The 17,246-nt window shown below is 68.0% G+C and carries 15 protein-coding genes and 1 tRNA gene; 7 read left to right on the plus strand and 9 right to left on the minus strand.

Going from position 1 to position 17,246, the window contains the following annotated elements; genetic code table 11:
• Nucleotides 1-136: 136 nt before the first annotated feature.
• Nucleotides 137-2,659 (plus strand): ATP-dependent Clp protease ATP-binding subunit, encoded by a 2,523-nt coding sequence (locus DEJ32_RS07845; protein ID WP_110900855.1) that lies wholly within the window; start codon nt 137-139, stop codon nt 2,657-2,659.
• Between the two features lie 138 nt (nt 2,660-2,797).
• Here the strand turns inward: DEJ32_RS07845 and DEJ32_RS07850 are convergent, their stop codons facing one another.
• Complete coding sequence (locus DEJ32_RS07850) at nt 2,798-3,250, minus strand: SRPBCC family protein (protein WP_110900856.1); 453 nt, start codon at nt 3,248-3,250, stop codon at nt 2,798-2,800.
• A gap of 125 nt (nt 3,251-3,375) precedes the next feature.
• Here DEJ32_RS07850 and DEJ32_RS07855 point away from each other — a divergent pair, with 125 nt between their 5' ends.
• Both DEJ32_RS07855 and DEJ32_RS07860 read left to right on the plus strand, forming a co-directional pair.
• Complete coding sequence (locus tag DEJ32_RS07855) at nt 3,376-3,918, plus strand: amino-acid N-acetyltransferase (RefSeq protein ID WP_181419499.1); 543 nt, start codon at nt 3,376-3,378, stop codon at nt 3,916-3,918.
• Nucleotides 3,919-3,982: 64 nt separating this feature from the next.
• Nucleotides 3,983-4,687, plus strand: a complete 705-nt coding sequence (locus DEJ32_RS07860; protein ID WP_110900857.1) for a hypothetical protein — start codon at nt 3,983-3,985, stop codon at nt 4,685-4,687.
• A 129-nt stretch (nt 4,688-4,816) separates the two neighbouring features.
• Here the strand turns inward: DEJ32_RS07860 and DEJ32_RS07865 are convergent, their stop codons facing one another.
• Complete coding sequence (locus tag DEJ32_RS07865; RefSeq protein WP_065963953.1) at nt 4,817-5,023, minus strand: cold-shock protein; 207 nt, start codon at nt 5,021-5,023, stop codon at nt 4,817-4,819.
• Between the two features lie 122 nt (nt 5,024-5,145).
• Nucleotides 5,146-6,252, minus strand: coding sequence for an acyl-CoA desaturase (locus DEJ32_RS07870; protein ID WP_110889515.1), 1,107 nt, complete (start codon nt 6,250-6,252; stop codon nt 5,146-5,148).
• Nucleotides 6,253-6,445: 193 nt separating this feature from the next.
• Here DEJ32_RS07870 and DEJ32_RS07875 point away from each other — a divergent pair, with 193 nt between their 5' ends.
• The 3 genes from DEJ32_RS07875 to DEJ32_RS07885 are packed head-to-tail and all read left to right on the plus strand — an operon-like array spanning nt 6,446 to nt 8,322.
• Entirely contained in the window at nt 6,446-6,733 is a 288-nt protein-coding gene (locus tag DEJ32_RS07875) for a hypothetical protein (RefSeq protein WP_110825657.1), read from the plus strand.
• A gap of 43 nt (nt 6,734-6,776) precedes the next feature.
• A complete protein-coding gene (locus tag DEJ32_RS07880; RefSeq protein ID WP_110858042.1) occupies nt 6,777-7,160 on the plus strand; it encodes an SseB family protein in 384 nt (127 codons plus the stop codon).
• Between the two features lie 46 nt (nt 7,161-7,206).
• Complete coding sequence (locus tag DEJ32_RS07885) at nt 7,207-8,322, plus strand: VanZ family protein (protein WP_110900858.1); 1,116 nt, start codon at nt 7,207-7,209, stop codon at nt 8,320-8,322.
• A gap of 22 nt (nt 8,323-8,344) precedes the next feature.
• Here DEJ32_RS07885 and radA read toward each other — a convergent pair whose 3' ends face one another.
• Nucleotides 8,345-9,706 (minus strand): DNA repair protein RadA, encoded by a 1,362-nt coding sequence (radA, locus tag DEJ32_RS07890; RefSeq protein WP_110900859.1) that lies wholly within the window; start codon nt 9,704-9,706, stop codon nt 8,345-8,347.
• A gap of 9 nt (nt 9,707-9,715) precedes the next feature.
• Nucleotides 9,716-10,768: an SGNH/GDSL hydrolase family protein gene (locus DEJ32_RS07895; protein ID WP_146234105.1), complete on the minus strand. Its 1,053-nt coding sequence runs from the start codon at nt 10,766-10,768 to the stop codon at nt 9,716-9,718.
• Nucleotides 10,769-10,910: 142 nt separating this feature from the next.
• Here DEJ32_RS07895 and DEJ32_RS07900 point away from each other — a divergent pair.
• A tRNA-Ser gene (locus tag DEJ32_RS07900) sits at nt 10,911-11,000 on the plus strand.
• Nucleotides 11,001-11,290: 290 nt separating this feature from the next.
• Here DEJ32_RS07900 and DEJ32_RS07905 read toward each other — a convergent pair.
• The 4 genes from DEJ32_RS07905 to DEJ32_RS15990 all read right to left on the minus strand — a co-directional run bounded on the left by DEJ32_RS07905 (nt 11,291) and on the right by DEJ32_RS15990 (nt 17,183).
• The gene (locus DEJ32_RS07905) at nt 11,291-13,237 is read right to left on the minus strand and encodes a hypothetical protein (protein ID WP_110900861.1); all 1,947 of its coding nucleotides are present in this window, start codon (nt 13,235-13,237) and stop codon (nt 11,291-11,293) included.
• Nucleotides 13,234-14,874 carry a hypothetical protein gene (locus DEJ32_RS07910; RefSeq protein WP_110900862.1) on the minus strand — a complete coding sequence of 547 codons (1,641 nt, stop codon included), beginning with the start codon at nt 14,872-14,874 and terminating at the stop codon, nt 13,234-13,236. Before DEJ32_RS07910 ends, DEJ32_RS07905 begins: the two co-directional genes overlap by 4 nt.
• A gap of 645 nt (nt 14,875-15,519) precedes the next feature.
• Complete coding sequence (locus DEJ32_RS07915) at nt 15,520-16,377, minus strand: hypothetical protein (protein WP_146234106.1); 858 nt, start codon at nt 16,375-16,377, stop codon at nt 15,520-15,522.
• A 215-nt stretch (nt 16,378-16,592) separates the two neighbouring features.
• Nucleotides 16,593-17,183 (minus strand): hypothetical protein, encoded by a 591-nt coding sequence (locus tag DEJ32_RS15990; protein WP_146234107.1) that lies wholly within the window; start codon nt 17,181-17,183, stop codon nt 16,593-16,595.
• Nucleotides 17,184-17,246 lie beyond the last annotated feature (63 nt).

Consider the following 17,246-nt stretch of genomic DNA (forward strand, 5'->3'; position numbering starts at 1 on the left):
CCGCACGCACCGAGGTCACGCCCACGGCGAACAGGGGCAGCCCTGACGGGGAGCGCTGGTTAGTCTCGATGTACGTGACCGGACTCACACGAGTCCGGCTGTCGGCCCCCGTCCCAGCGGGGCCAAGGGAGAGCACATGTTCGAGAGATTCACCGACCGGGCCCGTCGTGTTGTCGTCCTCGCTCAAGAAGAAGCGAAGATGCTCAACCACAACTACATCGGTACGGAGCACATCCTCCTCGGCCTCATCCACGAGGGCGAGGGCGTCGCCGCCAAGGCGCTGGAGTCGCTCGGTATCTCGCTCGACGCCGTGCGCGAGCAGGTGCAGGACATCATCGGGCAGGGCCAGCAGCAGCCGACCGGGCACATCCCGTTCACGCCGCGCGCCAAGAAGGTCCTCGAGCTGTCCCTGCGCGAGGCGCTGCAGCTCGGCCACAACTACATCGGGACCGAGCACATCCTGCTCGGCCTCATCCGCGAGGGCGAGGGTGTCGCCGCCCAGGTCCTCGTCAAGCTCGGCGCCGACCTGAACCGGGTCCGCCAGCAGGTCATCCAGCTCCTGTCCGGCTACCAGGGCAAGGAAGCGGTCGCCGTCGGCGGCGAGCAGCAGCAGAACGGCCAGCAGCAGGGTTCGCAGGTCCTCGACCAGTTCGGTCGGAACCTCACCCAGGCGGCGCGCGACGGCAAGCTCGACCCCGTCATCGGGCGCGAGAAGGAGATGGAGCGGGTCATGCAGATCCTCTCCCGCCGCTCCAAGAACAACCCCGTCCTGATCGGCGAGCCCGGTGTCGGCAAGACCGCCGTCGTCGAGGGCCTCGCCCAGGCGATCGTCAAGGGCGACGTGCCCGAGACGCTGAAGGACAAGCAGCTCTACTCGCTCGACCTCGGGTCGCTCATCGCCGGGTCCCGCTACCGCGGTGACTTCGAGGAGCGCCTGAAGAAGGTCACGAAGGAGATCCGCACCCGCGGCGACATCATCGTCTTCATCGACGAGATCCACACCCTCGTGGGTGCCGGTGCCGCCGAGGGCGCGATCGACGCCGCGTCGATCCTCAAGCCGCTCCTCGCCCGCGGTGAGCTCCAGACCATCGGTGCCACCACGCTCGACGAGTACCGCAAGCACTTCGAGAAGGACGCCGCACTCGAGCGCCGCTTCCAGTCGGTGCAGGTCAACGAGCCGTCGCTGCCGCACACGATCAACATCCTCAAGGGCCTCCGCGACAAGTACGAGGCGTTCCACAAGGTGTCCATCACCGACGGGGCGATCGTCTCCGCGGCGAACCTGGCGGACCGCTACGTGCAGGACCGCTTCCTGCCGGACAAGGCCATCGACCTGATCGACGAGGCCGGCGCCCGCCTGCGCCTGTCGATCCTGTCGGCACCGCCGGAGCTCCGCGAGTTCGACGAGAAGATCTCGACGGTCCGCGGCCAGAAGGAAGCCGCCATCGAGGAGCAGGACTTCGAGAAGGCCGCGAGCCTGCGCGACGAGGAGAAGAAGCTCCTCGGCGAGCGTCTCCGCCTCGAGAAGCAGTGGCGTGCGGGTGACGTCGCCGCGTCCGGCACCGTCGACGAGGGCATCATCGCCGAGGTCCTGGCGCAGGCCACGGGCATCCCGGTGTTCAAGCTCACCGAAGAGGAGACCTCGCGTCTCGTCTTCATGGAGAAGGCACTGCACCAGCGCGTCATCGGTCAGGAGGAGGCCATCTCGGCACTCTCCAAGACCATCCGCCGCACCCGTGCCGGCCTGAAGGACCCGAACCGCCCCTCGGGCTCGTTCATCTTCGCCGGCCCCACGGGCGTCGGGAAGACCGAGCTCGCCAAGGCGCTCGCGGAGTTCCTGTTCGACGACGAGGGCGCGCTCATCTCCCTCGACATGTCGGAGTTCGGCGAGAAGCACACCGTCTCGCGCCTGTTCGGTGCCCCTCCCGGGTTCGTCGGGTTCGAGGAGGGCGGCCAGCTCACCGAGAAGGTGCGCCGCAAGCCGTTCTCCGTGGTCCTGTTCGACGAGATCGAGAAGGCCCACCCGGACATCTTCAACTCGCTGCTGCAGGTCCTCGAAGAGGGTCGCCTGACCGACGGTCAGGGCCGCGTGGTCGACTTCAAGAACACCGTCATCATCATGACCACGAACCTCGGTTCGCAGGGCATCGCCGGTGGTCCGGTGGGCTTCCAGGTCGAGGGTGACTCGGCCGTCGGCTACGACCGCATGCGCTCGAAGGTGAACGAGGAGCTCAAGAAGCACTTCAAGCCCGAGTTCCTGAACCGCGTCGACGACACGATCGTGTTCCCGCAGCTCTCGCAGTCCGAGCTGCTGCAGATCGTGGACCTGTTCGTGAAGCGCCTGTCGGACCGTCTGCTCGACCGCGACATGACCGTCGAGCTGTCGCTGTCGGCCAAGGAGCAGCTCATCAAGGTCGGGTTCGACCCCGCCCTCGGTGCACGACCGCTGCGCCGCGCGATGCAGCACGAGGTCGAGGACCAGCTGTCCGAGCACATCCTGCAGGGTGAGCTCACCGCTGGTGACCACGTGAAGGTCGACTTCGCGGACGGTGCGTTCCAGTTCGAGACCGGGCGTCAGCCGGGTCGCGAAGAGGTCCTCGCCGGCGCCCCCTCGCTCGAGAAGGCGCCCGAGGCGCCGACCGGCGAGGTCGAGGGCTAGTCAGCCCAGGCACGCCACAGACGGGAGGCCCGGTACCAGCTGGTACCGGGCCTCCCGTCCGTGTGGGAGCAGAGCGGACATGACAGGAGGCGCGGTACCGAGCGGTACCGCGCCTCCTGTCAGCGCTGCGGGTGTGTCCTACGCCTGGACGTCACCGCGCCAGCCGTCGGCCGTGGGGGCCGCCTCGACGCGCTCCTTGTAGTTCTGCAGGTCCTTCTTGACGGCGTGACCGCCGACGCCGACCGCGGAGCCGAGCTTCTCGAGGATGCCCGAGGGCTCCCAGTCGATCTGCACGGTGACGCGGGTCTCAGCGTCCGAGAGCTTGTGGAAGGTGACGACACCGGCGTGCTCGGTCTCGCCGTCCTTGACGGTCCACGCGACGCGCTCGTCCGGGTGCTGCTCGGAGATGACGGCGCGGAACGAACGCTCCTGGCCGGCGACCTTGACGGTCCAGTCGGTGGTGGTGTCGTCGACCTGGACGATCTTCTCGACCTCGTCCAGGAACGTGGGGAACTCCTCGAAGCGGGTCCACTGGTCGTAGGCCGCACGCACGGGGACGTTGACGTCGACGGTCTCGATGATCTGGGGCATTGGTGCTCCTCCTGCTCGTCGTACTGGTGTACCTGGGACGGTAGGCCGGTGCGGCTGTGGGACGTCCCGGTGTGTGTCCCCCGATGACGCGGCCCGATCGTCGCCCGCGCCGTAGGCTGTGGCGGATGACTGAGCACGGACGGCATGCGTTCTCCGAACGGGACGAGCACGGGATCCTGGTGCGCCCCGCCCTGGCGTCCGACGTCCCGCACATCCAGCGGCTCATCGCGCCGTACGTCGACCGGCGGATCCTGCTCGGCAAGGAGAACGTCGTCCTGTACGGCTCGATCCAGCAGTTCCGGATCGCCGAGGGACCGGACGGCGTGCCGATCGGCTGCGGTGCCCTCGCGGTGTTCTGGGACGACATCGCCGAGGTCCGCACACTCGCGCTCGACCAGGACTGGATCCACAAGCGGGTCGGCCATCGCATGCTCGAAGCGCTCGAACACGACGCCCGGGAGCTCGGCATCGCGCGGATCTTCTGTCTGACCTTCGAGGTCGACTTCTTCGCGAAGCACGGGTACCTCGAGATCGGCGAGACCGTCGTCCCGCCCGAGGTGTACGCCGAACTCGTCCGCTCGTCGGACGAGGGGGTCGCGGAGTTCCTCGACCTGGCCCGGGTCAAGCCGAACACCCTCGGCAACACCCGCATGCTGAAGATCCTCTGACGGCTCCGTCCCTGCCTCGGCGGGGGTCCCCGACACGTGCCGTGCAGGTGTCTACCCTGTGCGCATGTCGTCGATCCGCCACCCCGTCGGTCCCGAGCGCCCCGGGGTCTACTGGCGCCGCCGCGCCCTCGTGCTCGGGGTGGTCCTGCTCGTCGTGGTCGTCGTCGTCCTCATCGTCGTCGGACGGGGGAACGGCGCTCCCGGTGCGGGGCCGACCGCATCCCCGTCCGCGTCGTCCGCCGCCCCTGGCGCGGGCGTGACGCCGGCCGCTGGAGCGCCGTCCGCCCCGTCGTCGTCGTCGGCTCCGGCGTCGTCCGCTCCGGCGTCGTCCGCTCCGGCGTCGTCCGCTCCGGCGCGGAAGGACGGAGCGGCGTGCGCCGAGGACCAGATCACGCTGACGCCCGTCGTCGACGAGCGCGTCTACGCGGCCACCGACGACCCGCAGATCGCCATGACCATCGAGAACACCGGGTCGAACTCCTGCCACATGGACCTCGGGTCGGCGCAGCAGGTGCTCACCATCACGTCCGGTACCGAGCAGTACTGGACGTCGAAGGACTGCCAGACCGGCGGGACGAACCAGGACGTCACGCTCAAGGCGGGTCAGGAGCTCACGACGCCGGCGATCACCTGGGACCGCACCCGGTCGTCGGCCACGACGTGCGACGCCGCACGGGCAGCCGTGCCGGCGGGCGGGGCCAGCTACCACCTGCAGGTCGCGGTGGGGGAGATCGAGTCGGCGGAGTCGGTGCAGTTCGTGCTGGAGTGACGCAGCCGGTCGTCGCACGCTGGTGGGTGCCGGGCGTCGGTGGGACGACGAAGCGCCGGGCGTCGGTGGGACGACGAAGCGCCGGGCCGGAGGATTGCTCCTCCGACCCGGCGCTCACGATGACCGAGGTCAGCCGATGACGGTGATGTTCTCCGCCTGCGGGCCCTTGCGGCCTTCGGTGATCTCGAATTCGACCTTCTGGTTCTCCTCGAGCGACTTGTAGCCGTTGCCACCGATCGCGGAGAAGTGGGCGAAGACGTCAGCGCTGCCGTCGTCCGGCGCAATGAAGCCGAAGCCCTTTTCGTTGTTGAACCACTTGACAGTTCCAGTTGCCATTTCGGCGTTCCTTACTTTCTTACGTGCGCGGCGAGAGAATTCCACCACCGCGGGTTTCGACGACGTTGCCATCGAGTTGTGTGCGGCACCCGGCATCGAGCGGGGCGACGGAGATCAGAGGTTCAGTGCAATCGGTAGGCACTGACCATCGGGCAGGTGAACGGGTCGCGCGCTGCGAGACCGACCCGGTTGAGGTACCGGACGACGATCCCGTAGGAGCGGAAGATCGTGGTCTCCGTGTACGGGACCCCGTGCTGTTCGCAGTGCTCACGCACGAGGGCCTTCGCACGACGCAGGTTGGGCCGCGCCATGCTCGGGAACAGGTGGTGCTCCGCCTGGTGGTTGAGGCCACCGAGCAGGTGGTCCACCCACACGCCACCAGTGATGTTACGGGAAGTCCGGACCTGGCGCGAGAAGAAATCGATCTTGGCACCTTCGGCTATGACCGGCATGCCCTTGTGGTTGGGTGCGAACGACCCGCCCATCATCACGCCGAAGACCGCCATCTGGACGCCGAGGAAGGCGAACCCGATGCCGAGCGGCATCACGGCGAACACGAACCAGGCCAGCAGGGCGAAGCGCGCGAGGAGCAGGACGGCCTCGAACCGGCGCTCCTGCGGAGTGCCCTTCGCGGCCTTGCCGGTGACGACGGCGCGGATCGAGAGCCAGTGCAGGTTGGCGCCCTCGAGGGTCAGGAGCGGGAAGAACGCCCAGCCCTGGACCATCGCGAGGCGGCGGAGGAGTCCGCGACGCTCGACGGCGTCCTCCTCGATGAACACGACGCCGTCGGGCGCGATGTCCGGGTCTTTGCCGATGGTGTTCGGGTTGCCGTGGTGGCGGTTGTGCTTGTTCATCCACCACGAGTAGGACAGGCCGACGACGAAGACGCCGAGCCAGCGGCCCGCGTGGTCGTTCCACTTGCGCGAGGCGAAGATCTGGCGGTGCGCGGCCTCGTGCGAGAGGAACGCGAACTGCGTGAAGAGGACACCGAGCACCGCGGCCGGGATGAGCTGGAACCAGGAGGCCCCGAGCATGGCGGACACGACGAAGGTCGCGGCGGTGAGGACGGTCAGGACACTGAAGACGGCCCAGTAGAAGCCGACACGGCGTTCCAGCAGGCCTTCGGTGCGGACCCGCTCGAGCAGGTCCTTGTACGTCGACGTCGGTGTCGGCGCTCCCGGGGTCCGGGCGGTGGTCGGTCGGTAGAGGGTGGGCGATGGTGCCGGCATGGAAGCTGCTTCCCCATCAGGAACAGCCCTTCGGCCGTACAACGAGAGTTCCCGCGATTGCGATTGGTCCGAAGGTAGTGGCGTTGGCTGAGTTCTCACTCCAAGGGTCGGCCTGAGTGCGCCTACAGGATCATCGCAGGCTGGCCTTCGGACTCCCCGCGTAGCGTCACGGCCATCGACGAAGGGCTGGGCCATGAAGTACCTCATCTACGGGGTCGCCTCGGTCATGACGAGCGACGAGGCGGCGTACGCCGTGCTCGACTACGCGACGGCGCTCGCCCAGTCCGGGCTCGCGGACCGGGTGGACGTGCCGTCGGTCGACGACTACGGCATGGCGGCCACGTCGAGCTTCGTGCTCGCGCCGGCGATCGGCGTCCTGGTGCAGTCCGCGCCGGACGACGAGCTCGCCCCCGAGACCGATGCTTTCACAGCCGACCTCCGGTGCCGCACGCATGCCGTCCAGGCGGGACGCGCCTCCTGAGCGGATGCCCCGCGCGCAGCGTCCGGCTGCTTGACTAGGGGCGATGGCACAGAAGGAACAGCGCTTCCGGAGCGAACAGCTCGAGGAGGCCCTCGCGAAGCAGGACGTCGCCGCGGTGGCGTACGCCCTGCGCAACGACATCGTGATCGTCCCGCGGCTCGTCACCGGGAAGAAGGACATGCAGGTCCGGGTGTTCGGCCGGGAAGGGTCGGACAAGCGCATCCTGCTGCTGTTCTCGTCGGCGGACGCCTACACCGCGATGGTGCCGGGGGAGAAGCTCCGGCAGGTCATGGTCTACGACGCCGAACGGCTCGAGGAGTTCCTGGCCGCGCACCTCGACTCCCTGGAGGGCGTGTTCTTCGACATCGCCGGCCCGCACACCATGCAGGCCGAACCCGCCGACCTGCTCGCGGCACTGCGCGCGTAACGACCGGTCCCGTACCGGACCGGGTCCATCCGGATAGCGTCGGTCCATGGGATCGATCGTGCCCGGCGTCATCGCCTTCGCCCTCGGCACCGTGCTCGCCGTCGCCGGGTTGGTCCCGTGGGCCGCGCGCGAGTACCGGCGACACGGGAAGCTCGGCGTCCGACGCGGCCTGCTCGCGTTCGGGACGCTCGTCTACGCGCTCGCGCTCGTGACCTACACGCTCCTCCCGCTGCCCGATGACGTCGCCGCCGTCTGCCGTGCCGCCGCCCGGCCGCAGCTGCAGCCGTTCGCCTTCGTGGGCGACATCGTCCGCGAAGGCGGCATCACCGGCCCGCGGTCGTTGCTCGGCAACCCCGCCGTGGCGCAGGTGCTCCTCAACGTGCTGCTGTTCGTCCCGCTCGGTGCGCTCGTCCGGCACGCGGTGCTCCGCCGCCGACTCGTCGCGGGCCTCCTCGTCGGCGGTGCCGCGGGCTTCGTACTGTCGCTGCTCATCGAGTTCACGCAGCTCACCGGCGACTGGTTCCTGTACCCGTGCGCCTACCGTTTGTTCGACGTCGACGACCTCATCGCGAACACCGCGGGCGCCCTGCTCGGCACGCTCTTCGCACCCGTCGTCGGCTTGCTCGCCGGATCGGCGCGGACGACGGAGGAGGCCCGGGTGCCGCGACCGGTCACGGTCGGCCGGCGGTTCTTCGGCATCCTCGCCGACGTCCTGGCCATCTGGTTCACGACGGGCCTGCTCACGTCGGTCACCTCGGTCGGCCTCGCGCTGCTCGGGGTGCCGGACGGCGGGCCGCTCGCCGTCGGTCTCGGCATCGTCGCCGCCGTCACCGCGCCCGCGCTGCAGCTCGTCATCGTCCTGGTGTCGGGGCGGACCTTCGGTGAGCACGTCGTGCGGCTCCGGCCGGTGCCCGTCCCGGGAGGCGCGGCTCGGCTGGTGCGGTGGGCGCTCGGCTCCGGCGGGTGGTCGGCGCTCACCGCCAGCGGGCTGCCGTTCTCCGGCTTGATCGCGTTCACGCTCGCGGTGGCAGCGGTCATCGGCGTGTGGACGACGCGGGACCGGCGTGGGTTCGCCTCCGCCGTCGCGGGCACCGGGATCGAGGACGACGTGGACACCGAGGTGCCCGCCGCCGAAGTGGTCGCCGGCGACCAGCGACCGTGACGGCGTCGGTCCTCTCGCGCGGTCAGAAGACGGCGTCGAGCTCGCGTTCCCGCGGGGACTTCGTCATCGAGAACGCGACCCGCAGGGCTTCCCGGAGGTGTTCCGCGTCGGCTCCGAGGACCGTCGTGAAGCCGAGTCGTCCCGCCTCCGCCACGCGCTGTTTCGCGCCGGTCGCCGTCCGGATCTCGCCGGCGAGGCTGATCTCGCCGACGGCAGCGAGCGTGTGCGGGTACGGGCGGTCACGGGCCGCACTCGCGAGCGCCAACACGATGGCGAGGTCGGCGCCGGGTTCGGTGAGCTTCATGCCGCCGACGGTCGAGACGTAGACGTCGGCGTCCGAGAGCTTGATGCCGGCTCGTCGTTCCAGCACCGCGAGGAGCATCGCCACACGGGAGGCGTCCACCCCGTTCACGACGCGACGCGGCTGCGGTGCCGAACTGGGCACCACGAGGGCCTGGATCTCGACCGGCAGTGCCCGCCGTCCTTCCATCGCCACCGTGATGCACGTGCCGGACACCGGGGCGCCGTTGCGGGACATGAAGAGGCCGCTCGGGTCGGGTACCTCGTGGATGCCGTCGCCCGCCATGTCGAAGCAGCCGACCTCGTCCGTCGGTCCGAAGCGGTTCTTCAGAGCCCGGACGATCCGGAGTGCGGTCTGGCGGTCACCCTCGAACTGGCACACCACGTCGACGAGGTGTTCGAGCAGACGGGGTCCGGCGATCGTGCCGTCCTTCGTGACGTGACCGACGATGAGGACCGGGAGCGCCGCCTGCTTCGCCACCCGGATGAGCGTGGAGGCCACCTCCCGCACCTGCGACGTCCCACCGGCGATGCCGTCGACGGACGCGGACGAGATCGTCTGCACAGAGTCGGCGATGAGCAGGTCCGGCTGCACCTGTTCGATCTGACCGAGGATGACGCCGAGGTCGACCTCGCTCGCGAGGAACAGTTCGTCGTGCATCGCGCCGGTGCGCTCCGCGCGGAGGCGCACCTGGTCGACGGACTCCTCCGCACTGACGTAGAGGACGCGTTTGCCCATCGAGGCCGCACGGGACGCGACCTCGAGCAGGAGCGTGGACTTGCCGACCCCGGGCTCGCCGCTCAACAGGACCGCGGCCCCGGGGACGATCCCGCCGCCGAGCACGCGGTCGAACTCGCCGATGCCGGTCTGCCAGCGCTGCACGGCACCGCCGCGGGCCTCCGTGATCGGCCGGGCGATGCGGTTGCCGGTGACGGCGATCGACGCCGTCCCACGGGTGCTGGCGGTCGCCGCCGAGGCGTCCTCGACCGTCCCCCACGACTGGCACTCGCCACAGCGACCGACCCACTTGATGCTGGTCCACCCGCACTCCGTGCAGCGGAACGAGGACTGGGGACGAGCCATGGGACGAGGTTAGGCGGCTCCGCCGACATCGGTGCGGTCGGCTCGGCCGACATCGGTCCGGTCGGCTCGGCCGCCATCGGTCGGTTCGTCGGCTCGGGCGTCGGCGCCCTCGGCATCGCGGTCGCCGCTGGTGTGCGGACCCGGCAGCGGGACCGAGCCGGTGGCACGCTGACGCAGGCGGTCGAGTGGATTCGGTCGGTTCGCCGTGTCGAGCGCCGCGGCGTCGTCGGTGTCCTGCTCTGCACGGGCGTGCGCGACGTCGCCGGCCTGACTCCCGAGCTCCTCGGCTTCCCGCGCGGAGAGGTACCGACGGATGGCGGCCACTGTGTCCACCCGTGCGTCGACCGCCGGTTCGAAGGCGCTCGCCCAGATCTCGTACCCGCGGTCGTTCGGGTGGAACAGGTCGCCGTACGTGTTGAAGAAGGTGCGCCGGATGCCGACACGCTTCGTGATCGCGTGCAGCGGTGCCACGGTCAGACCGAGCTCACCCGCGACCCGGTGGATGATCTCGTTCGCGACCGCGACCTTGCGCTCCCGGTCCGGCACGAACATGCACGGGAGTTCCCCGACGATCGCGTGCGACGGCACGGCTCCGTAGATCGCCCGGATGTTGCGCTCGAACTTGTCCGGGTGGAAGCCCGCGATGTCGTTGGCGCCGATGGACACCGTGCAGACGTCCGGGGTGAACTGGTGCAGTTTCGGGAGCTGGTGCTGCTTGGCCCCCCAGGTCGTCGCACCGGACACGCTGAGGTTCACGACCCGCACCGTCATCCGCGAACGGTGTCGGATGCGACGAGCGAGCAGCCCGACGTACCCGCGACCCGGGGCCGTCGCGCCGACCCCCTGCGCCGCGGAGTCGCCGATCGCCACGTAGGTGAGCTGGCCGTCGTGGTGCAGGCGTTCGCGCCACCAGTCGGCGTGCACGGGGAGCATGTCGACGATCCGCTGGGACGCTGCCCGTTGCCCGCGGATGCCCGCCCGTGCGCCGATGCCGGCGGCTCCGCTGACGACGGCCGCGCCGACGACGGAGGACAGCAGGGCGACGAGGGTGCGCGTTCTCATGGCGGAGACGGTACGCGCGGAGGCTCGGTCCGTGATCACGGTCGTGGCGCTCTGGGGGAGGAGGCCGCGGACCTGGGCGTGCGTGGAGGGGAGGTGCGCGGGGTGTCGTCACGGGCCTCCCGGATCGTGTAAAGTCTCTCCCGGTACCGTGTCCGAGCGGCCTAAGGAGCATGTCTCGAAAACATGTGTGGGGGCGACTCCACCGTGGGTTCAAATCCCACCGGTACCGCCATAGGGTTGATTGCAGGTCTGGTCTCTAGCGTTTGCAGGTCTGACCCAACAGAAGAGCCCCCGGCTTCGGCCGGGGGCTCTTCTGGTTTTCTGACGCTGTTCCGTGCTCTGTTTCGGCGTTCGCAGGAGGATCTGCAGCGGCCTGTGCTCTCTCCGAAGTGCCTGCCGCTTGCTTTCGGGCGCGCCGAAGCACCCCGGACGCTCGCCTGCTGTTTTCGGGCGCGCTGGAGCGTCGGGGTGTGCGGGTGGTCTTGTTCGGTTCTGCCGGCGGTGCCGGTGCGGGTCAGCCCGCTACGCGGGCGCTGGGGGCAGCTCTAATGGTTCCCAAGGCACGAGCTTGAGCGGTGGCGGGTTCCGCATGTAGCGGGTTTCGCTGTTGCGATCGCGTGCGCGCTTGAGGTACTCGTCGGGCTGCTTCCGGGGCTGAGGTGCTCGGCCGGCGGCGGCTCGACGTTCCAATTCGTAGACGTCGTGTTCGAACTGGATGATGCGCCGCATGTTCGATGCGACGGCGAAGAGGGCGAGCGCGAACTGCTGCGCAGCGAGACCGTGCATAGGCCGGGCCATCGTGTTCTCGAGGTTGTGGTCCTTCTGCAGCAGGTCGTTGGAAGACTCGCTGCTGTTCCGGTCCGCCCGGTACGTGTCAAACCATTCCTTGCTGCCGTAGCGGAGCTTCTGCCGTTGCTGCACGTGCGTCGTCGGCTTCACGGACACCGACTTCTGGCAGCAGACCTTGTAGTCCTTCTGCCGGTCAGTGATGTTCGACGGCTGGATGCGGACGCGGTCGGCCTCCTCGTCGGGAACGGCGTTCTTCTGCAGCTCGCGGAGCGGGCAAGACGCTGTTGGGGAAGGACCGGATGCCGGGCAGCTCAGGCGAAGTGTGCCGTTGGCTTTCTGCTCGTGGAGAATGAGTTCGTACTTCTCAAGCTGCTTCCGTGCCTTCCAGTACTCCTCGTTGGTGAGCTTGCCCTGCTCCCAGAGCTTCGTGGATTCGAGCAGGTGAAGGGGCGTGGAGGGGCAGTAGTAGCGGCCTTCGACCATGACGGAGTTGCCGATGGCGCCGTTGGTGATGCCCTTCTGCCGGTCGACGTAGTCCTTCACGACGGGGATACCGCGCGAGATGAGCTGCTGGTGGAACTCGTCCTTGAGTTGCGAGTAGCCACGGTCGAAGCTCAGCCGCGTGAGCTCGTAGCCGCGGGCTTGCAACGAGTCGAGCAGGGAGATGGCGTGCCCGCCGATGCGCTTGTTCGGGGTGCCGAGGCTAATGGCTCGGATGAGCTGCGGCGCGTGGAGCTTCTTGTCGGCGTTGGGGTCCTCGAGGACATCGATGATGATGTTCGCCATGTAGCCGAGCTCCCATTTGATGCGGGAGATGCGTTCCTCTTCATCGGCGTTGCGCTTCTTCGCGCCCTTCTTCTTCGTCACCCAGTCCGCCTCGAGCGCGCGGACGCGACGCGCTTCCGGTCGGTCGGTCGTCGTGTCGAGCGCGTTCTTCTGCGGAATCTCCTTACCCGTCTTCGGGTCCCGCTTCCATCGGGCCATGACCGCACCCGCCTTCACACCGCTCTGGTCGATGGTCATCGCAGTCTTCCGGCGCCGGTACTTCCGCGCCTGCTGCTGCAGCGACATCTCGACAAGTGCGTTCATGAACCACTCGGCACGGGCATTCAGCTCGGCGACGAAGTCCTGGTCGACGGCGGCTTCCCATGCGATGCGGTCCTCGTAAGACATCGCCTTCCACTGGTTTCGTTCTGCCCCGTCGTTCGTGATGTACGGGTCGAAGGTGGCGATGACGCGGTGGATGGCCCGGTGGGCGATGAAGTACCAGTTGGTGAACGGGTTGTCGTAGAGGTGGCCGATGCCGAGCACTTCCCGGGCTTCGGGCGTGAGCCGGTGCTGAAGCGCCCGTGCCATGTCCCGCACGCGAACGGACGAGTGTTCGATGACGAGGATGAGCGCGATGGTGAGGATGACGGCGTCGTTGATGGCAGGAGCGGGTCCGCCATTGCGCTTGCCTGCCCGTTCGCGGTTCCGTCGACGCCACACTCCAAGCGGCGGCAGTACCTGGGACTGGATGACACGGTCGAGCCATGCTTGGGCGAGTTCGGCGTCGATGGGTGTCATCGGGCCGGGGCCTGCTTCGACCTCAGCCTCGGTCAGTCCGCCTTCACCGACGGTGCGGAGCACGTCGAACGTCGCGGCGACTGTGTTGTCCCACGTCTTTGCGAGGGCGGTCATCGCTTCCCGCCTCGAGCGGAACGGCGCGCTTCGGCGAGAAGTGCTGCACGGAGCGCCTCGAACTGCGACGTCCCCGCGTCCGTCGGGCTATCGGGAGCCGCGGCGGTGAGGTCCTCTGACGCGGCCGGGAGGTTGGCGATGCCGGGCGGGAGGGCCTCGTACCGGGACTTCGTCCGCGTTCGCTTGGGCGTCCGATTGGCTTCGAGCGTTTCGATACGTCGCGGCGCGCGCTCCTCCCCGTTGACGGGTTTGCGCGCACCGTCCACGTGGGGCTCCGACGCAGCAATGCGCTTGAATGGAACCGCGGGGGCGCCTGCGGGGAAAGCGGTGCTGTCCGTCGAGACCGCCTGCTCGACACGCTTGTACGGAACCGCGGGGGCGCCTGCTGGGAAGGCGGTGCTGTCTGTCGTGAGCGTCTGCTCGTTGCGCGCGGCCGACATGGGCCGACGCCCGTAGTTGGCGCCCCGGGCTCGGTCACGTGGGCGGGGTCGACCTTCGACGCGCTGTGCGTCGCCGAGCTTCTCGTTTTCGGGGTCGCCGTGGTCGCGTAGCTGTGCCAAAGCGGCTTCCCGAGCACGACTGCCGTCCACGCCGGTGGTTTCGGACGTGGCTGCGACGCCGACGGCGGGGTTCCCGAGCGCGTCACGGAGCTTCACTGTGGCCGACGCGACATCGTCGCGCAGCTTCCCGTATGCGGTTCGCCAGGTGCCGTCCCCGTATGCGCTGAAGTTGTCGCCGGTGTTTTCCATGCTCGCTCCGTATGCGGCGGGATTGCGGAGCGCGGACTCCCACATCTCGTACTGCAGCGAGGCGTTGGGAAGATAGCGACGGAGCGTGGTGACATCGGGCATCCCCGCGGCGTGCATCACGATGCTGGCAGGCAGCGCACGGAGCTGACGGAGCATCCACGTGTCGCGCAGCCACTGGGGGTTCGGTGCCGGGTGCGCTCCGCGGTAGAGAAGTTTGAGTGAGCCGGCGCGAGACTCCGCGTTGGAACCGTCCGGGAACAGCACGAATCGTGCACCGTCGGAGCGAGTGCCCTGTGTGTCGAGGTACCGGGCGAAGTCCGACAGCACCGGTACGACACGAGCGTTGCGTCCACTGACACGGATGGAGTACCCGTTGGCGTCGGTGAGGACGTCTGCTTCTCGGACGGCGAGGGCTTCCTTGGTCCACAGGCCGGCTCCGCCCATGAGCGCGAGGACGGTGCGGGCCTGCTGTCGACGCTCTGCGGTGCGGTGCGCGCCGGCCCAGCTCTCGAGGTCGGCGAGTTCTGCGGCGGTGTACTCGTGGACGGGGACCGTGTAGCGGCCGCGCTTTTTCCGGTTGTGGTCGACGTCTGAGACGGCGTTTGCGATGCGGAAGAGGCGAGAGTGCAGCGACTTGTAGGCGCTTGAGTTTTTGTTGCTGACACGGCTCCGGAGGTACCGGCCCATGAGTGAGGGGTGGAAGATGCCTTCGTAGTCGAGCGGTGCGTACTCTTCGCGGGTCGCCCACAGGACGAACAGCGTGACGGTGGAGAGCATCTCCGCAGCGATTTTCGCATTGGAGGGTCCGTACGTGAGGACGGCCTGCCGGCAGAAGTCCTTCACTCGGTTCCAGTCCGCGGGCAGGACGTTGACGGGGCGGTACTTCATCAGCGCCTCCCGAATCTCCGGCGAGTCCAGTTCCGTGTTAGGAACAGAGTGTGCTACAGGAGTAATCAGAGCGGAAGGGGTCTGGTGCTGGTTGGCAGTCATGCCGTTCGTATGCGCGGAGGATCCAAGGAGCTGGGATCTCAGGTGTGAGATCGGAGCAATCCTTGACCCTCGACACTGAGGCGTCCTTGAAGAAGCCCTGATCAGCGATCGGTGTCACCGCAGACACTGTGAGTCGCATCGTCGTGAAAGTCGGATGCTGCGTCGTTGTCGCCCGGGCGTGTCGGATGCGGAAACACGGCCAAGGTCGAGGATTGGTCAGGCGACCGAGGGTCGAGACATGTTTCTCGAGGAGGCCATCCAGCGGGTGCGCGACCTGGCGTTCTCGGCGCCTAAGTCCACGGCGGTGATGCGTTGCGTCACGCACGGGGCTTGCGCGACGCATTCGACGCAGGAGTGCAAGCTCTACTAGGCGCTACGCAACTCGAGCTGGCGATGAAGTCCGCCTGCTTCTTCAAACTGCTTCTCTGCCCCGACGTCGATCAGCATCCCGACGACGAAGCCGGCGAGTGCTGCCTGCAACCGCTCGCCGCCGAGTACCTGGTGCCATGGCTACAGAAGCGGCTGAACGCATGGTTGGGAGCTCTAGCGATCGCGCACGAACGGCAGCACGCGGTCGAGTGCTTCCGCCGATTGCAGCCCGGCGATACGAAGCAGCGTCTTCAAGGGCGTGCCAGCTTCGAGGTGACTGACGAGCCAGGTGGCTCGCATTCTTCGCGTCTGGATCTCCATCGGCGGTGCGGTGCGGGAGACGAAGTCGGTGATGAGGTTGGCGTTGCTGCCGCGTTGTTCGGCCCGGAATGCCCAGCCCTGACCGTGCCTGAAGTCGATCCTGGCTTGGAGGCCCACTGCCCAGTCGCTTGAGACAGGCACACCCCGCTCCCCGTCACCACTGCGGACGTGTACGACAAGCGCCTCTCCGCGGACTTCGAACTCCTCAAGGCGCTGCCGAATGATCTCTGCCCCGGTGAGCCCGGCCCCGAAGCCGAGCGAGAGCAGCGCCGCTGCGGAGGTTCGTCGCTCCGCTGATGTCTGCGCCCGAGACCAGCCCTCGAGCGACGCCTGCTCCGCCTCCGTGTAGGGCCGGACAGCGTCGGCTTTCCCGAGCGCTTTGAACTTCCCGACGGCGGCGTCGCCGAGGAGCGCTTCGGAGACGCGCCGGAGGCGAGCCCGGATCGTGTTTCGGCTGGCGCGGTTGTAGCCGGCGAGGTGGTGCACGACGAACCGGTTCACCATGTACGGGTCGAAGACGGCGGCATCATTGAGCGGCGCGTACTCGTCACGAGCGAAGAGGGCTAAGCGGGTGACCGCCGGGTACAGCTCGCGGCCGTCGTAGGTGACGAGGGGTTCTGCTCGGGCAACGACGTCGTGCACGTATGGGGCGATGGCGTCCCAGTCCTTGGCCGGAAGCTGTGGACGGTACGGACGAGTCGGCTCAGCCATGGCGTTGACCCGAGTTGCGTAGTGTGCCCTCTACGCTTTCGTTATGGGTCGACCGATGCGTGCGCTGCCGGTGGAGCTCGCGGACGCGCCGTGGCCGGAGGTGCCTTCCTCGGATCAGTTCGGGGAGATCGCTCGTCAGTTCGTGTTGAACGTTCGCGATGCGATGGCGGGGCGGAGTCTTCGGGCGGTCGCGGCGGATGCAGGTATCGGGCACGTCACCCTGCAGCGGGTGCTTGCCGGTCAGGCGTGGCCGGACCTTGTGACGATTGCGCGTCTTGAGGTGGGGTTGGATGCGGCGTTGTGGCCGAGGCATCCTGTGTCGTGAATCGGTCATTGAAGCGGTGCGCCATCTCGTAGAACGCCGCCCACCCCGCTGGGCTTCGTTCCTGCGGTTCCGGCGGGTACCAGTCGCCGTCAACGAGATCGGCAAGTTCCTGCATGGACGTCCACGTGTTTGGGTCATGCTCGTCGAACGTCGGGGGAGTGAGACGGGTGGGGAGGCCACACCTATGGTCGTAGTCGTTACGGTCCGCGACGAATTCGAGCGCGATGCGACGTAGGCGCTGACGGAGTTGCGCGTCGCGGCCGACGGACGAGATGCTGACTTCTCGTGTGTCGAGGTCCAGTCGGGCGGCCGCATGTGCCTTGCCGCGAGTAACGATGATCGTGACGGCGGAGCCATGAGCGATCGCTTCCACGAGTACGCCTTCCGGTGGCAGCACGGACGTTGGCCAACCCACTCGCGGGATTTCACGGTTCCTGGTCAGAGCAAGGAACTCCGCGAGACTGTCGCGCATCCTGTTCATATGTAGGACCATAGCCCTGCCGGTTGGTGCTGTCTACTGCCGCCCTGCCCTCGGCCCTTGTTT

Origin of the sequence: Curtobacterium sp. MCPF17_046 (assembly GCF_003224295.1) — a bacterium.
In the GTDB taxonomy this organism is placed as follows: Bacteria; Actinomycetota; Actinomycetes; order Actinomycetales; family Microbacteriaceae; genus Curtobacterium.

Excerpts from the sequence above, each read along its gene's own strand:
- DEJ32_RS07885 (WP_110900858.1), top strand. The coding sequence starts at position 7,207 with ATGGGATCGATCGTGCCCGGCGTCATCGCCTTCGCCCTCGGCACCGTG.
- DEJ32_RS07875 (WP_110825657.1), top strand. The coding sequence starts at position 6,446 with ATGAAGTACCTCATCTACGGGGTCGCCTCGGTCATGACGAGCGACGAG.
- DEJ32_RS07915 (WP_146234106.1), bottom strand. The coding sequence starts at position 16,377 with ATGGCTGAGCCGACTCGTCCGTACCGTCCACAGCTTCCGGCCAAGGAC.
- DEJ32_RS15990 (WP_146234107.1), bottom strand. The coding sequence starts at position 17,183 with ATGAACAGGATGCGCGACAGTCTCGCGGAGTTCCTTGCTCTGACCAGG.
- DEJ32_RS07910 (WP_110900862.1), bottom strand. The coding sequence starts at position 14,874 with ATGAAGTACCGCCCCGTCAACGTCCTGCCCGCGGACTGGAACCGAGTG.
- DEJ32_RS07905 (WP_110900861.1), bottom strand. The coding sequence starts at position 13,237 with ATGACCGCCCTCGCAAAGACGTGGGACAACACAGTCGCCGCGACGTTC.
- DEJ32_RS07855 (WP_181419499.1), top strand. The coding sequence starts at position 3,376 with ATGACTGAGCACGGACGGCATGCGTTCTCCGAACGGGACGAGCACGGG.
- DEJ32_RS07895 (WP_146234105.1), bottom strand. The coding sequence starts at position 10,768 with ATGAGAACGCGCACCCTCGTCGCCCTGCTGTCCTCCGTCGTCGGCGCG.
- DEJ32_RS07860 (WP_110900857.1), top strand. The coding sequence starts at position 3,983 with ATGTCGTCGATCCGCCACCCCGTCGGTCCCGAGCGCCCCGGGGTCTAC.
- DEJ32_RS07865 (WP_065963953.1), bottom strand. The coding sequence starts at position 5,023 with ATGGCAACTGGAACTGTCAAGTGGTTCAACAACGAAAAGGGCTTCGGC.
- DEJ32_RS07870 (WP_110889515.1), bottom strand. The coding sequence starts at position 6,252 with ATGCCGGCACCATCGCCCACCCTCTACCGACCGACCACCGCCCGGACC.
- DEJ32_RS07850 (WP_110900856.1), bottom strand. The coding sequence starts at position 3,250 with ATGCCCCAGATCATCGAGACCGTCGACGTCAACGTCCCCGTGCGTGCG.
- DEJ32_RS07880 (WP_110858042.1), top strand. The coding sequence starts at position 6,777 with ATGGCACAGAAGGAACAGCGCTTCCGGAGCGAACAGCTCGAGGAGGCC.
- radA (WP_110900859.1), bottom strand. The coding sequence starts at position 9,706 with ATGGCTCGTCCCCAGTCCTCGTTCCGCTGCACGGAGTGCGGGTGGACC.
- DEJ32_RS07845 (WP_110900855.1), top strand. The coding sequence starts at position 137 with ATGTTCGAGAGATTCACCGACCGGGCCCGTCGTGTTGTCGTCCTCGCT.